Annotated in this window: 15 protein-coding genes; 9 read left to right on the forward strand and 6 right to left on the reverse strand. The window is 72.7% G+C overall.

Annotated features, from left to right (window positions below; all coding sequences use genetic code 11):
• Window positions 1-20: 20 nt before the first annotated feature.
• Together ABZU53_RS07160 and ABZU53_RS07165 are read right to left on the reverse strand one after the other, a co-directional pair.
• Window positions 21-875 carry a polysaccharide deacetylase family protein gene (locus ABZU53_RS07160; protein ID WP_355064469.1) on the reverse strand — a complete coding sequence of 285 codons (855 nt, stop codon included), beginning with the start codon at window positions 873-875 and terminating at the stop codon, window positions 21-23.
• 189 nt (window positions 876-1,064) lie between these two features.
• Window positions 1,065-1,784, reverse strand: coding sequence for a response regulator transcription factor (locus ABZU53_RS07165; protein ID WP_179781168.1), 720 nt, complete (start codon window positions 1,782-1,784; stop codon window positions 1,065-1,067).
• 241 nt (window positions 1,785-2,025) lie between these two features.
• On the opposite strand from ABZU53_RS07165, the gene ABZU53_RS07170 reads away from it, so the two are divergent.
• The 7 genes from ABZU53_RS07170 to ABZU53_RS07200 all read left to right on the forward strand — a co-directional run bounded on the left by ABZU53_RS07170 (window position 2,026) and on the right by ABZU53_RS07200 (window position 7,354).
• Window positions 2,026-3,081 (forward strand): hypothetical protein, encoded by a 1,056-nt coding sequence (locus tag ABZU53_RS07170; protein WP_354859849.1) that lies wholly within the window; start codon window positions 2,026-2,028, stop codon window positions 3,079-3,081.
• A gap of 105 nt (window positions 3,082-3,186) precedes the next feature.
• Window positions 3,187-3,975 (forward strand): DUF2993 domain-containing protein, encoded by a 789-nt coding sequence (locus ABZU53_RS07175; protein WP_354859846.1) that lies wholly within the window; start codon window positions 3,187-3,189, stop codon window positions 3,973-3,975.
• A 116-nt stretch (window positions 3,976-4,091) separates the two neighbouring features.
• The gene (locus ABZU53_RS07180) at window positions 4,092-4,169 is read left to right on the forward strand and encodes an Ms5788A family Cys-rich leader peptide (RefSeq protein ID WP_310503780.1); all 78 of its coding nucleotides are present in this window, start codon (window positions 4,092-4,094) and stop codon (window positions 4,167-4,169) included.
• A 209-nt stretch (window positions 4,170-4,378) separates the two neighbouring features.
• Window positions 4,379-5,227, forward strand: coding sequence for a sulfurtransferase (locus ABZU53_RS07185; RefSeq protein ID WP_354859843.1), 849 nt, complete (start codon window positions 4,379-4,381; stop codon window positions 5,225-5,227).
• A 6-nt stretch (window positions 5,228-5,233) separates the two neighbouring features.
• Entirely contained in the window at window positions 5,234-5,554 is a 321-nt protein-coding gene (locus ABZU53_RS07190) for a DUF1416 domain-containing protein (protein ID WP_354859840.1), read from the forward strand.
• 392 nt (window positions 5,555-5,946) lie between these two features.
• Window positions 5,947-6,423, forward strand: a complete 477-nt coding sequence (locus tag ABZU53_RS07195) for a winged helix-turn-helix domain-containing protein (protein ID WP_354859862.1) — start codon at window positions 5,947-5,949, stop codon at window positions 6,421-6,423.
• Between the two features lie 166 nt (window positions 6,424-6,589).
• Window positions 6,590-7,354: a hypothetical protein gene (locus tag ABZU53_RS07200; RefSeq protein ID WP_355064579.1), complete on the forward strand. Its 765-nt coding sequence runs from the start codon at window positions 6,590-6,592 to the stop codon at window positions 7,352-7,354.
• A gap of 19 nt (window positions 7,355-7,373) precedes the next feature.
• Here ABZU53_RS07200 and ABZU53_RS07205 read toward each other — a convergent pair whose 3' ends face one another.
• The 3 genes from ABZU53_RS07205 to ABZU53_RS07215 all read right to left on the reverse strand — a co-directional run bounded on the left by ABZU53_RS07205 (window position 7,374) and on the right by ABZU53_RS07215 (window position 10,262).
• Window positions 7,374-9,428, reverse strand: coding sequence for a glycogen debranching N-terminal domain-containing protein (locus ABZU53_RS07205; RefSeq protein WP_354859834.1), 2,055 nt, complete (start codon window positions 9,426-9,428; stop codon window positions 7,374-7,376).
• Window positions 9,425-9,805 carry an SCP2 sterol-binding domain-containing protein gene (locus ABZU53_RS07210; protein ID WP_355064471.1) on the reverse strand — a complete coding sequence of 127 codons (381 nt, stop codon included), beginning with the start codon at window positions 9,803-9,805 and terminating at the stop codon, window positions 9,425-9,427. The genes ABZU53_RS07205 and ABZU53_RS07210 overlap by 4 nt, the downstream gene beginning before the upstream one ends.
• 82 nt (window positions 9,806-9,887) lie before the next feature.
• Window positions 9,888-10,262: a DsrE family protein gene (locus tag ABZU53_RS07215; protein ID WP_354859829.1), complete on the reverse strand. Its 375-nt coding sequence runs from the start codon at window positions 10,260-10,262 to the stop codon at window positions 9,888-9,890.
• A 12-nt stretch (window positions 10,263-10,274) separates the two neighbouring features.
• Between ABZU53_RS07215 and mtfM the strand changes: the two genes are divergently transcribed.
• Window positions 10,275-10,379, forward strand: a complete 105-nt coding sequence (gene mtfM / locus ABZU53_RS07220; RefSeq protein ID WP_305076120.1) for a small membrane protein MtfM — start codon at window positions 10,275-10,277, stop codon at window positions 10,377-10,379.
• A gap of 114 nt (window positions 10,380-10,493) precedes the next feature.
• The gene (locus ABZU53_RS07225) at window positions 10,494-11,084 is read left to right on the forward strand and encodes an FABP family protein (protein ID WP_354859826.1); all 591 of its coding nucleotides are present in this window, start codon (window positions 10,494-10,496) and stop codon (window positions 11,082-11,084) included.
• Window positions 11,085-11,088: 4 nt separating this feature from the next.
• On the opposite strand, the gene ABZU53_RS07230 is transcribed toward ABZU53_RS07225, so the two are convergent.
• Window positions 11,089-11,967 carry an aminotransferase class IV gene (locus ABZU53_RS07230; RefSeq protein WP_355064473.1) on the reverse strand — a complete coding sequence of 293 codons (879 nt, stop codon included), beginning with the start codon at window positions 11,965-11,967 and terminating at the stop codon, window positions 11,089-11,091.
• Window positions 11,968-12,016 lie beyond the last annotated feature (49 nt).

Raw genomic sequence — 12,016 nt, forward strand, 5'->3', positions numbered from 1 at the left:
CCCGAGGAGGGGGTCGTAGCTCACGTCGGGTCGGTGGGCAGTGCCTCCAGCTCGTATCGCGCGCTGAGTTGGGGCAGGATCCGGCGCAGCGCGTCGACCGTGCCCTGCCGGTCGCCGCCGGCATCGTGCATGAGGACCACCGCACCGGGTTCCGCCTGCGCGAGCACGGTCGCGGCGATCTTGCTGGCACCGGGCGCCTGCCAGTCCGACGGGTCCACCGACCAGTGCAGCGGAGTCATGCCGAGCTGCTGCGACACCGACACCACGGGGTACGTCCAGGCGCCGCCGGGTTGGCGGTACCAGACGATCGGGGCGTCCGGGACCGCCGACCGGATCGCCTCGTTGGTGCGTACCAGGTCGGCGCGGATCTGGTCGGCGGATTTGTTGCCGAGGGAGACGTCGTGGTGCCAGGAGTGGTTGCACAGGGTGTGGCCGTCGGCGACGATCGCCTGGATGAGGTCGGGATGATCCTGGGCGTTCTCGCCCACCACGCAGAACGTGGCCTTGACGTCGTACTCGCGCAGGATCGCGAGGACCTGCGGGGTGTAGCGCGGGTCCGGCCCGTCGTCGAAGGTCAGCGCGAGTCGGGCGTTGCCGGTCTCGGTGTGGGCGCCGAACAGCTTGTCGCCGCTGGCGCTCTGCCCCGAGCCGTCCTGGCCGGCCTCGGACGGGCCGGCGCTCTGGCCCGCGGTCGGGATACCGGTCGGGGTGCCGGTCGGGGTGCCGGTCGGGGGCTCTTCGGGAGTCTGGTCGGCGTAGTGCGGCCCGTCGCCCTCGGTGGTGACGCCGGTGGCGTGCCGCTGGGTCTGGTCGGGGACGAGACTGCGGCCCAGCACGTACGCCGAGCCGAGCAGGGCAGCCACCACCGCCGTCACGATCACTGCCGCGCGCGCGGTCGAGCTGACCCGCGTCACGGCTTCCGCCCGGCTGGCCGGACGCGCCGGCCCCTCGCCCCCGTGCTACCTGCCCGCACCGTCGCCCCCTTTTCCGACAAACCCGGCAGTCAGAATAGGACTGGCGAGCCGCGCAAAAGGGGCATATGGGAAATCGCCCCGGGGTGGGGGTCAGACGGGCAGCGGCGCGTGCTCCGCCTCGGGCAGAGAGCGCGACGGCGGTACGACGAACTTGTAGCCCACCTGGCGGACCGTGCCGATCATCGACTCGTACTCCGAGCCGAGCTTGGCGCGCAGCCGCCGGACGTGCACGTCCACCGTCCGGGTGCCGCCGAAGTAGTCGTAGCCCCAGACCTCGCGCAACAGTTGATCGCGGGTGAACACCCGGCCCGGGTGCTGGGCCAGGAACTTCAGCAGCTCGAACTCCTTGTAGGTGAGGTCGAGCGGGCGACCCTTCAGCTTGGCGGCGTACGTGTCGGGGTCGATGGTCAGCTCGCCGGCCCGGATCGAGCCGCCGGCGCCGGCGGTCGCGTTGCTCAGGCGGCCGACCGCGAGCCGCAGTCGAGCCTCGACCTCGGCGGGACCGGCCGACGCGAGGATGACGTCGTCGACGCCCCAGTCCGCGTTCAGCGCGATCAGACCGGCCTCGGTCACCACCGCGACCAGCGGCACCCCGAGCCCGGTGGCGTGCAGCATCCGGCAGGTCGCTCGGGCCTCGCTCAGCTCCGACCGGGCGTCCACCAGCACCGCGTCGGGGCTGGGCCCGGCAACCAGGGTGCGGACGTCGCGCGGCGCGGTGCGAACCGAGTGTGGCAGCAGGTCGAGCGCCGGCAGCACAGCCGACGGTTCCCCTGCGCGCGCGGTCACCAGCAGCAGGATCTCCACGATCACCTCCGTCCCGGCGGCGCAACGCCGCACGCGACCAGACACACTCGTGGCAGAGTGCGCTGAGAAATAGCGTGGTCCCGGCGTCGCTGACGGGCGGGTAACGCGTTGAGCGTAACCGATCGCCTCGGCCGCGCCTCCGAGTCATTTCCCGTTTGTCTAGCTTGCCCCTGATCGCGGCGCAGGTTTTAACGTTGCGGAAACCCGTGACCGTCGCGCCGGGCAGCCGATCTGGCACGATCGGGGCGTGTTTCCCTCCACCTCGCCCGACGCCGGCCGCGAATCGTGGTCCGACGGTCCCCGCCCGGGTCCGGCCGCTCCGACCCGTGGCCATCCGCCCGCGCCGCGCACCGGACCGGCCGTCGCCGACGGCGAACGCCGTGAACGGGGTGGGCCGCGCCGGGCCCGCCGTGCCGGGGAACCGGCCCGTCGTGCCGAGGACGAGGTCGACGAGCCGGAGGAGGAGCCCGTCGCTCCGGTGGAGGTGCACCGGCCGCTGGCCCTGACCATCGCCGGCTTCGCCGCGCTGCTCGGGGTGGGTCTGGTGCTCGGCGCGCAGACGTCCGGGCCGGGTCACCGCCTGCCGTTCGCCTTCATCGTCTTCGGCGTCCAGCTGCTGTTCGTGCTCGCCTGGACGATGGCCATGCGCCCACCCGCGCTGCTGCTGGTCGGCGGGATCAGCGCGGCGGTCGCCGCTGCCGCTGACGTCGCCGCCGTCCAGAGCGACGTCGCCGGTCTGGCGCCGCTGGGCTACCTGGCCGTCGGCGGCTTCCTCGCCGCCGTGCTCGGCCAGCTGGTCCGCCGCGTCGACCGGGTCCGGGTCACCGACTCACTCGGCGCCACACTGCTGATCGTGGTCGGGGTCGTGGCCTTCGGCACCCTGATCGTGCTCAGCCGCATCCCGGCCGGCACCCAGGCGATCACGGTCTGCCTGACCGCGAGCGGGGTCGCGCTGACCGTCGCCCGCCTCACCGACGCGGTGCTGCCGTGGCCCCGGCTGGCCCCGCAGGTGCCCCGGGGCGCGGCCGGCGTCGTCGCCGGCGCGATGGTGGGCACGCTGGGCAGCGCTCTCCTCGGCAGCTACCTGGTGGCACCCTTCACGCCGACCCGGGCCGCGGTGATCGGCCTGGTCGCGGCCGTCACCGCCGTCCTGTCCGATCTCGCCGTGGGGTACGCGGAGGCGGGTCGCCTGATGGCGGGCGAACCGCCCACCATGTGGGTCGCCCGGCACATGCAGGGTCCGCTCGGCGGATTCGCCCTGGCCGCACCGGCGGCGTACGCCATGTGCATGCTGTTCCTCTGAGCCTACGGTTGAGGCCGGTGTCGGTCGGGTACCTACGGGTGCGCCGCGCTGCGGCACCGGTTCGGACGTCCCGCCGCATCGCGGCGGGCGGAGACAGGAGGCGGCGTGGCCCAGGAGTATCCGGCTGACGAGGCCCGGCCCCGACGGCGCGGTCGCAAGCTGCTCATCGGCCTGGTCGTCCTGCTCCTGGTGGTGGCGGGTCTGCTGGTGGTCGCCGACCGGGTGGCGGTCGGCGTGGCCGAGCGGCTCATCGCCGAGCGGGTCAGCCAGGAGGTCAGCAAGCAGGGGGCGCAGTCGGCCAAGCCCGACGTCGAGGTCGCCGGGACGCCGTTCCTCACCCAGGTGCTGGACGGGCGGTACGAGCGGATCTCCATCACTCTGCGGGACGTGCAGGCGTCGGTCGAGGGCGACGCCGTACGGCTGCCGGTGCTGGACGTGGACGCCCGCAACGTGCGTGCCTCGCTCGACACGCTGCGGACCGGGCAGGGCGACGTCGTCGCCGACACGGTCAACGGCACCGGCACGATCAGCTACGAGAGCCTCGCCGCGCTGCTGAACCGACCCGGGCTCACCCTCGGCGAGCAGGGCGGCAAGCTCGCCGTCACCGCCCCGGTCGACATCCTCGGCCAGAAGTTCACCGTCGCCGGCACCGCCGACGTCACCGTCGCCGAGAACGGCGCCGTCGCCCTGCGCTTCAGCAAACTGGACGCCGCCGGCCTGCCGAACCTGCCGCTGGCCCGCACGATCCTGAACAAGTACGCCGAGGGCATCTCCGTCGACGTGCCGCTGCCCGACCTGCCGTTCCAGCTCGCGGTCCGGGAGGTCCGGCCGTTGCCCGAAGGGCTGGCGGTCACCGCCGACGCGAAGAACGTACCGATCAACTCCGCCGGCTGAGCGGCGCGTCAATCATCCGGGCCGCTGGGACACCCCATCGGCCCCGCAGCCCTGACGATCCCGGATGGTGGTCGGTCCAGTGGCAGCCCGGTCACTGCCTGGTAGGCTCCGTGCTCATGGGGACCCACCTCACCAAACGGCGCGCGGTCGACCTGTGCCGCGTGGCCACCTGCCTGTGTCGCCCTGTCATCTGACGGCGGGGCTGTTTTTGGCCGCCTGACGGCGGCCACCGGCACGCAGGGTCCTCGACCCTTTCCGGTGATCCCACCGAACGCCCGGCAGCGGCGCCGTCGCACAAACCCGTGATCCCGTCCTTCCGCTGGGTCCCGCGCGCGGTGCGACAGTTCAACCCATCGATATTCGCGCGTTGGCTCACCATCCATCCTCACCAGGGAGTGATTCGATGAGTCGCGACACCGCACTCGTCTCGGTCGAATGGGCCGAGAAGAACCTTGACGCCCCGGGCGTCGTCTTCGTCGAGGTCGACGAGGACACCTCGGCCTACGAGACCAGCCACATCGCCGGCGCCATCAAGATCGACTGGCGGACCGACCTCCAGGACCCGGTCCGCCGGGACTTCGTCAACAAGACCCAGTTCGAGGCGCTGCTGTCCGAGCGGGGCATCAGCAACGACGACACCGTGATCCTGTACGGCGGCAACAACAACTGGTTCGCGGCGTACGCCTACTGGTACTTCAAGCTCTACGGCCACCGCGACGTGAAGCTGCTCGACGGCGGTCGCAAGAAGTGGGAGCTGGACGCCCGTCCGCTGGTCACCGAGACGGCGGCCCGCCCGGCGACCCAGTACGTCGCGCAGGAGCCGGACACCTCCATCCGGGCCTTCCGCGACGAGGTCGTCGCCGCGATCGGCACCAAGAACCTGGTCGACGTGCGCAGCCCCGACGAGTTCGCCGGCCGGCTGCTCGCCCCCGCGCACCTGCCGCAGGAGCAGGCGCAGCGGGCCGGTCACATCCCGACCGCGATCAGCGTCCCGTGGTCCAAGGCGGCCAACGAGGACGGCACCTTCCGGTCCGACGACGAGCTGCGCAGGATCTATGGCGACGCGGGGCTCGACGACGGCAAGGAGACCATCGCGTACTGCCGGATCGGTGAGCGTTCCTCGCACACCTGGTTCGTGCTTCAGGAGCTGCTCGGCCACCGCAACGTGAAGAACTACGACGGTTCCTGGACCGAGTACGGCTCGCTCGTCGGCGTGCCGGTCGCGCTCGGCGATGAGCCCGGGGAGGCCTGATCCGCCATGACTGCTCCCACCGCTGCGGGTTGCGCCGCACCCGACCAGGCCGCGCCGCTGCCGACCAGCCTGGACCTGGAGAAGGAAACCGTCATCACGGGAATCGTCCGCTCGGCGGCGGACGAGGCTGTGCCGGGCGCGTACGTCCGGCTGCTCGACTCGACCGGTGAGTTCACCGCCGAGGTGGTCACCTCGGCGGCCGGCCAGTTCCGGTTCTTCGCCGCGCCCGGTTCCTGGACGCTGCGGGCGCTGTCCCGGCACGGCAACGGCGACGCCGCCGTCACCGCCGGCCGGGGCGTCAACGAGGTCACCGTCACCGTCGCCTGACCCACTGCTCTGATCGACCGGGGCCGGTCACCCTCCGGGGTGGCCGGCCCCGATCGTCGTCAGCGCGGGTGGCCGGCGGCCATCAGGTCGTTGATGGTCGGAGCACTTTTCCTCCCCACGTTGGGTCCCGATGGGTTCGGGACGAGCGCGCACCGCCGCGACGGCCGCGCAGCGGGCGGGTGGAGTGGGTGGCGCCCCCACGTCCGCTGACAGTCATGCTCTGGCGTGTTCGGACGGTGCTCAGTGAATAACGCCGGTCAGTGCCTGGTCAGTGACGTGGCGTCATCCCGACCGTGGACGGGGCCCCGAATCGCATCGGCATACGTCACTATCGTCGGGTGGTGGTCGCGGGTGGTGCGGGCGGAGTCGGCGGGCCCGGCGCAGAGGCCCCGATCGTCGTCTGCGTCAGTGCGGACGCCTCGGTGCGCGAGCGGGTGCTGCGGCAGCTGGACGGGATCGGGCCGGTCGTGACCTGCGCCGACCTTGCCCAGCTGCGGGCGATGCTGTTCCCACCGCCGGGCGGTTCGACACCGGCCACCCCGCCGGCCCCGCCGCAGGGGCGGGTCAGCTGGGGTGAGCTGGTCGTCGACCGGGCCGGGCACCTGGTCACCTGGCGCGGCGATCCACTCCCGCTCACCCGTACCGAACGGGAGCTGCTCGCCCGGCTCGTCGGTCCGCCGCTGGTGGTGTGGAGCCACGAGCAGCTCTTCGCCGCGGTCTGGGCCGGCGCGTACCTCGGCGACACGGCGATCCTGCACTCCGCGATCAAGCGGCTCCGGCGCAAGCTGCACGGGCTGCCGGGCGGGCCGCGGGTGCACACCGTGCGCGGGGTCGGCTACCGGCTCGATCCGCCGCCCCGGCCGGCCTGACCCTCGGCCGTCATTCCGGCTGCCGACCGCTGCCTCCGGTACGGCGGACCGCCCGTGACACCATGGCCGGGTGAACGGTGCTGTCCAGACGGGTTGGGCCCCGTCGAGCGATCCCGCCGCGCCGGCACCTGCCCGGCGTGGGCGGCGCTGGCTGCTGGTCGCGACCGTGCTGTGGGCCGTCCTGCTGGCCGGGCTCGCCGGGATGTCGGTCCGCGACGACCCGCCGACGGTGCGCGAACAGCGCTCCCTCGACGAGGCTGCCCCGGTGGTCGACCGGGCGGTCGGTGAGCTGGCCCGCGCCGCAGGCACGGCCGGGCTGCTGGAACTGGGCCCGGTGCGGGTCAACGCCGGCTGCCGCGTCACCCCGTTCTCCGACGGCGCGGCGCTGCGCCGCGAGGTCGGCGTGCTCGCGCCCGCCGGCACCGAGCGCGCCGTGCTGACCGGCATCGCCGACCGGCTGCCGTCCACCTGGCGGGCCGGAGTCGGCCCCGGCCTGGACGGCCCCGAACTGCACGCCGACGCCGGGGACTTCGTCGCCGTCGAGGGACGACCGACCGGGGACGGCCGGCTCCGGTTGACCGTCGACACCGGCTGCCGGCCGCTGGGCGCCGGCTACGACCCGAAGCCGGCCACCGGCGCCGGCCCGGAGGCCACGGCCCTGACGGCTGCCCTGACCGCGCTCGACCGTCCGGCCGACGCCGCGCCGGACCTGGTCACCGCGCCGTGCCCCGGCGGCGCCGTGGCCCGTACCGCACGGTCCGCCGCCGGGCCCGGCTCGGCCACGGCCGGCGCGCTCGCCCCGCTGGCCGCCGGCACCCCACTGCTGGACAACCCCCCGCTGTACGCGTACCGCACCGGCGACGTCACCGTGCTGGCCGAACTCGGCCCGGACACCGCACGGGTGGCCGCCACCGTCGGCTGCCCCGCCTGAGCCGGACGTCGGGCCCGGGTCAGCCGCCCGTCTGGTGATCCTGCGGGCCTCGGCTGCGACCCAACGCGTCCACGCGGCCCCAGCGGCCGGGAATGTCCAGCAGCTCCACCCGGCCCATGCCCGGTGGCACAGCCGGATCGATGATCAGGTGTTCGCCCTGCGGTTCCAGCCCCAGCATGACCCGCAGCAACAGCAGCGGGGTGCCGCTCGACCAGGCCTGCGGGCTGCACGCGGTCGGGTACTCCACCGGGTAGCCGGTGCGGCTGCGGGCGTAGCCGGCGAACGCCTCCGGCAGCCGCCCGTCGAAGTAGCGGGACGCCGCGAGCATCGAGTCGCAGATCAGCCCGGCCTCCTCCCGGTAGCCGTACCGGCCCAGGCCCCAGGCGATGATCGAGTTGTCGAACGGCCACACGGTGCCCACGTGGTAGCCGATCGGGTTGTACCGACCCTCGCCCTCGGCCAGGGTCCGCACCCCCCAGCCCGAGAAGAGCCGCGGACCGAGCAGGTGGTCGACCACCTTGCGGGCCCGGGACTCGTCCACGATCCCGCTCCACAGCAGGTGCCCGATGTTCGACGTGAGCGCGTCCACCTGCCGGCCGTCGGCGTCCAGGGCGAGCGCGTAGTACTCCCGGTCGGCGATCCAGAAGTCGTGGTTGAACCGCTGCTTGAGCGCCGCCGCCTCCCGCTCCAGCCGGTCGGCGTACGCCGGGTCGTTCCAGACCTTCCGGGCCAGCCGGGCGGTCCGGATCTTCGCGTCGTACGCGTAGCCCTGCAACTCGCAGGTGGCCCGGGGGAAGCCGGGCAGCCGGCCGTCGGCGTACGAGATGGCGTCCCAGGAGTCCTTCCAACACTGGTTCTGCAGCCCGGACTCCGGGTTGCGGGTCCGATACCAGAGGTAGCCGGTGCCGAGCAGGTCGCCGTACGTGTCGATCCACTCCAGGGCCGCCCGGATGTTCGGCTCCAGCCGCTTGACCAGCGCGGTGTCGCCGGTCCAGCGCTCGTACTCGTCGATCAGGATGACGAACAGCGGGGTCGAGTCGGCCGACCCGTAGTACGGCGAGTGGGGCTGCTCCTCGAAGCCGGCGGTCTCGCCGTACCGCAGCTCGTGCAGGATCTTGCCGGGCTCCTCGTCCCGGAAGTCGTCCACCCGGTGCCCCTGGAGACCGGCCAGCATGAAGATGGTCGGGGGGATCAGCTCCGGCAGGAACGGCAGCACCTGCAACGAGGTGATGATGCTGTCCCGACCGAACAGGGTCATGAACCACGGCAGCCCGGCGGCGATCAGCCGTACGCCCAGGGCGATCGACTCGTAGCGCAGCGCGGCCAGGTCGTTGAGGCTGCGCCGGTACGCCCCGGCCAGCGGCTCGCAGTCACAGCCGAGCTTCGGCGCCCGGTCGATCAGCTCCTGCTGCTCGGCGCGGATGGCGTCCCCGCTGCGGCTGCCCGCGTACGGCAGGGTGGCCCGGATGTCCTCGCCCCGGGCCCCGTAGACGACGGTGGAGACGTGCAGCCGGGTGGTCCACTCGCTGTTGCTGTCGATCCGGACCCGGAAGGTCATCCCGGAGTTGTCGACCTGCGCCGGAACCGTGGAGCGGACCACGGTCTCCCGGCGGAACGCCTCCCGCCGGTACGTCAACCGCAGCTCGTTGTCGGTCGCCGCGACCGTCGTCCGGCCCACCTTCTCCCGGGCGTGCTTGATCTCGAACAGGTCGGCGAAGTCGCTGCTCATCTCGATCCGGACGGTGAACTCGCCCTCCTCGCCGGAGTGGTTGAGCACGGTCAGCTCCTCGTCGAAGCTGCCCCCGATCTCTCTGCTGCGGATCACCGACCACTTGGCGTCCAGGTAGTGGGTGGGTTCGCCGGGAGCGAGGAAGAACGTCGTCCGGTACGACTGGCTGTCGTCGATCGAGAGTGCGTGCAGCCGCTCGCCGTTGAGGGTGAGCACCCAACTGGACAGGAAACGCGTGTCGAAGGAGAACAACCCGGTCGGGAAGGTAAAGGACGGCTCGATGTCGCCGCGTCGGTCGCTGACCAGGAAGGTGTTGCCGTCCAGGATGCTGACGAGATCGTTCACGTCCGCCGCCCGACTGCCTCCCGGGCCACCTCGCGCGGGTCGCGGGTGCCCGGCGGGTTCGGGAAGAAGCGGCGGAAGGCCAGGAAGAGCACCACGTCACCGCTGAAGGTGCTCTCGTTGCGCAGTACCGCCGCGAGCGCCTGGGCCTCGCCGGTGATCAGCCTGTCGAACAGGGCCGAGCTGCTGAACCAGATGGCGTCGGCCGGACCCCGCTCGCGGCTGGCCTGTACCGCTCCCGGCCGCATCCGGACCAGCCAGTGTTCGGTCCGGTGGTCGGTGCCGAGATCGATCTGCAGGGTCCCCCTGGCCAGGCCGCCCAGGACCGCGGGGGCGCGCGTCGGCAGCGATTCGAAGAACCTCTCCGTCGCCTCGGTCACAGTCGAATCGTAGGCAGCTGTCCGAGATGTCGGGTCGGTATCGGGAGTCCGCCCATACCGTCGCCCCGAGGTGTGCCGGTGGTCAGTAGACCAGCGCCTGCGTGCCCTCGGCCAACGCCTCCTCGACGAAGACCGCGGCGCCCGCGATCCGCACACCGGGCAGTACGTCGTCCGGGCCGATCTCCCGCCGGGCCGCGCACTGGGTGCAGGCGGTCACCCGACCACTGGTCAGGATGACGTGCAGCAGCTCGGCCAGCGGCGCGGAGTGCGGTAGCTCGAACTCCTGGGCGCGGCCGGGCAGCGCGAACCAGGTCGACTCCCCGGTCAGCCAGAGCGACACGTCCACGCCGGCCGCGACCGCCGTGGCGGCGACCGTGAAAGCCTGCGCGCACCGCTCCGGGGCGTCCGCCCCAGCGGTGACCTTGACGACGAGAGAGCGGGCCATGAGGCCCAGCATAGGATGGTCACGATGGTTACCGAGATCGGGTTCGTCAGCCTGCTGGTCGCCGGCCTGGGCGGGCTCGCCGGCGGCCTGGTCTACCTGGCAGTAAAGATTTCGAGGGGACGTTGGTGAGCGCGAGGAGTGAGCCGGGCCTGCGAGCCCCGCAGTCGCGAACGAAGGTGGCACGGTGAGCGCGAGGAGTGAGCCGGGCCTGCGAGCCCCGCAGTCGCGAACGAAGGTGGCACGGTGAGCGACGAGAACCCGCTGCAGCCACCGTGGCTGAACGCGCCGCCGGTCGAGGAGTACCCGTTCGAGGAGAGTCACGACCTGCGGGTCGGCCCGAAGCTGCACCCGGCGCTGGACGGCCTGCTGCCGTACATCGGTCTGTGGCGCGGCCGGGGCAAGGGTGGCTTCCCCACCATCGAGGACTTCGACTACGCGCAGGAGATCCGGATCAGCCACGACGGCCGGCCGTTCCTGCACTACGAGTCGCGCGCCTGGATCCTCGACGAGCAGAGCAGGCCCGTCCGCCCGGCCGGGCGTGAGGTCGGCTGGTGGCGACCGGTGCTGGTGGACGGTCGGGCAACCGACGAGCTGGAGGCCCTGCTCACGACCCCCACCGGGGTGATGGAGCTGCACCTCGGCAAGCGCACCGGCACCCAGGTCGAGTTCGCCACCGACGCGGTGGTCCGGACGGCGACCGCCAAGGAGGTCACCGGCGGGCACCGGCTCTTCGGCATCGTCGAGGGGGCGCTGCTCTACGCCCAGGAGATGGCGGCGATGGGTCACCCACTCAGCGCGCACCTCTCCGCCCGGCTCGTCCGGGTCGGCGGCTGACGCTTCAGCCGACGGGGAAACCCAGCAGCGACTGCAGGGCGGGGGTGCGCGGGCAACGGTCCCGGCGCACCCCGTCCAGCGTGTGGACCTCGGTGAGCCCGCGCACCGACGAGGCGAACCACACCCCGTCGGCGTCGTGCAGCTCGGCCGGGGTGACCATCCGTTCGGCGGCGCTCAGGCCCAGCTCGCCGGCGTGGGCGAGCAGCCAGGCGACGGTCGTGCCGGGCAGGATGCCGGTGGTGGCGGCCGGCACCGTGCGGAGCGTGTCGCCGGTGAGCCACACCACGTTGGCCGTGGGCCCCTCCAGGGCGTACCCGTCGGAGGAGATCCAGAGCACGTCGTCCACCCCGTTGGCGCGGGCCCAGCGGCGGGCGGCGCTGTTGACCGCGTACGAGGTGGACTTGATCCCGGTGGGCAGCCAGGTCAACTCGGCGCGGGCGGTGGCGGGCACCCCGAGCGGCAGGTTCGCGACGCTGATCCCGTCCCGTCGCGCCATCCGCGCCGCCGCCGGCACCTCGCTCAGCGTGGCGTAGACCGTCGGTGCGCCGGCCTGCGGGCCCCGGGTGCAGACCAGCCGCAACGCCCCCTCGACCCGCGCCGGCCAGCCGGCGCACACCGTGTCGAGCAGGTCGGTCAACGCGGCGGCGTCGGGCACGGCCAGCTCGATGGCGGCGGCCGACGCGGCCAGCCGGGCCAGGTGCTCGTCGCGCAGCCACGGCCGGCCCTGGCGCAGGTGCATGCTCTCGAAGAGCCCGTCGCCGTGCAGGACGCCACGGTCGTCGCCGCGTACCACCGGCTCCGTGGCCGGGACCGGGCCCTGCCCGAGCACGGCGATCCGCGCGGTCGGGCCGACCGGAACCTGCCCGGTGAAGGACGTCGCCATGAGGGTCGAGGGTAGCGACGGGCGTCGCACGGCGGAGGTAGCCACGGCC

The organism is Micromonospora sp. NPDC005194 (assembly GCF_040608335.1).
GTDB lineage: Bacteria > Actinomycetota > Actinomycetes > Mycobacteriales > Micromonosporaceae > Micromonospora.

Coding starts and splice junctions, on each gene's coding strand:
- ABZU53_RS07180 (WP_310503780.1), top strand. CDS start 4,092: ATGGGGACCCACCTCACCAAACGGCGCGCGGTCGACCTGTGCCGCGTG.
- ABZU53_RS07185 (WP_354859843.1), top strand. CDS start 4,379: ATGAGTCGCGACACCGCACTCGTCTCGGTCGAATGGGCCGAGAAGAAC.
- ABZU53_RS07190 (WP_354859840.1), top strand. CDS start 5,234: ATGACTGCTCCCACCGCTGCGGGTTGCGCCGCACCCGACCAGGCCGCG.
- ABZU53_RS07215 (WP_354859829.1), bottom strand. CDS start 10,262: ATGCTGGGCCTCATGGCCCGCTCTCTCGTCGTCAAGGTCACCGCTGGG.
- mtfM (WP_305076120.1), top strand. CDS start 10,275: ATGGTTACCGAGATCGGGTTCGTCAGCCTGCTGGTCGCCGGCCTGGGC.
- ABZU53_RS07230 (WP_355064473.1), bottom strand. CDS start 11,967: ATGGCGACGTCCTTCACCGGGCAGGTTCCGGTCGGCCCGACCGCGCGG.